Source organism: Flavobacterium sp. FPG59 (assembly GCF_002150205.1).
Classification (GTDB): Bacteria; Bacteroidota; Bacteroidia; order Flavobacteriales; family Flavobacteriaceae; genus Flavobacterium.
In genome coordinates this window covers 1-1,432 of the sequence record NZ_MTCA01000366.1, presented here as the reverse complement: position 1 = coordinate 1,432, position 1,432 = coordinate 1, and the positions used below count along the sequence as shown (strand labels likewise).

The window sequence follows — 1,432 nt, the reverse complement described above, 5'->3', positions numbered from 1 at the left end:
GGTCTTAATATATTTAATTCAAAAGTACATTTTTTTATGGTTAGTAAAAACCAAATAAAACTTATAACGAGTTTACAGCAAAAAAAATATAGAATAGCCCATCAATTATTTTTTGCCGAAGGGGTAAAGGGTGTGCAAGAGCTAATAGATTCAAATTTTGAGTTAGTTCATTTGTATACTACCTTAAATGATTTTGAAAATGTTTCTCCTGCCATAAGAACGATGTTGCAAGATCAAGACTTGAAGAAAATCTCAGCACTAGCTACTCCTAATTCTTGTTTAGCAGTATTTAAAATGCCCGTAGAAAAAGAAATTAAAACCTCGGGTTTGATTCTTGCACTTGATGCAATTAGAGATCCAGGAAATTTAGGCACTATTTTACGATTGTGTGATTGGTTTGGAATCCAACAAGTGCTTTGTTCAAAAGAAACAGTTGATCTTTATAACCCAAAGGTGGTGCAAGCCACAATGGGGTCTATTTCAAGAGTAAATGTGAATTATGTTGATTTGAATTTGTTTTTAAGTCAAACACAACTACCAGTATTCGGTACGTTTATGAATGGCGAAAACATTTATCAAAGTTCCTTGCCTAAACAAGGTATCATAGTAATGGGTAATGAGGCTAATGGAATATCACAAGAAATAGAATCTAAAATTACAAGTAGACTCACAATACCAAGATTTGGAGCTGTACAAAAAACAGAAAGTCTTAATGTAGCAACGGCTACAGCAATTGTTTTGAGTGAATTTTGTAGAGGCTAATAAGATAACTTTGAGCTTGACCTATTTTTTTTAATGAAATGTAAAATTGATTAAAATTGCTCGGGACTTTAGGGATTCAATATTACTAGTCCACGGGCTATTTGGATCATTGTCTCTAATTAACTCATCATTAATTCCAAAAACACCTCTAATGGAAGGGGAGAAGATAAAGTATTCTGAAAACACATCAATCCCAAATCCCAATTCGTAATTTGTAGTCCAGCTTTTTACCCTAAAACGTTGTTGCAAGTTATCGTCCATTAATTTAGCATTGCTGGATAGGTTGAGTGTTGCAGATAACCCGCCTAGTGCATAAGGTCTAATGTTTCCTGTTCTTAAAGATGAGAATTTTAATAAAAGAGGGAAGTGGATGTATGTGCTGTTGACTTCTCTTAATGCATCATTTGGACTAGAAAAATTTGGGTAGTTTAAATCCCTTTTAGAATAATACAATCCTGGTTCAAAACGCAGATTGATATATTCATGTAGTTTGTAATCCCCTACAATACCTACATTAAATCCTGTTGTCTTTTTTACAAGAATATCTGGAGTTTCTGTCTTGTAGTCTATTTTAAAATCGAAAGTATTAAAACCCAAGAAAAATCCAAAATACACTTTTTTTTGCTGAAAATTTTCAAGATTTATAATGGGGTCTTTGCTGAAAATACCT

At 32.7% G+C, this 1,432-nt stretch carries 2 protein-coding genes; one reads left to right on the top strand and one right to left on the bottom strand.

All coding sequences use genetic code 11. The features are described from left to right. Positions 1-36 precede the first annotated feature (36 nt). Positions 37-762, top strand: coding sequence for an RNA methyltransferase (locus FPG59_RS16005; protein ID WP_086455523.1), 726 nt, complete (start codon positions 37-39; stop codon positions 760-762). A 30-nt stretch (positions 763-792) separates the two neighbouring features. Here FPG59_RS16005 and FPG59_RS16000 read toward each other — a convergent pair whose 3' ends face one another. Then, positions 793-1,428 carry a porin family protein gene (locus tag FPG59_RS16000; protein WP_086455524.1) on the bottom strand — a complete coding sequence of 212 codons (636 nt, stop codon included), beginning with the start codon at positions 1,426-1,428 and terminating at the stop codon, positions 793-795. Between the last annotated feature and the right edge of the window lie 4 nt (positions 1,429-1,432).

Bases quoted from the DNA above. Each gene is read 5' to 3' on its own strand.
- FPG59_RS16005 (WP_086455523.1), top strand. From the start codon at position 37: ATGGTTAGTAAAAACCAAATAAAACTTATAACGAGTTTACAGCAAAAA.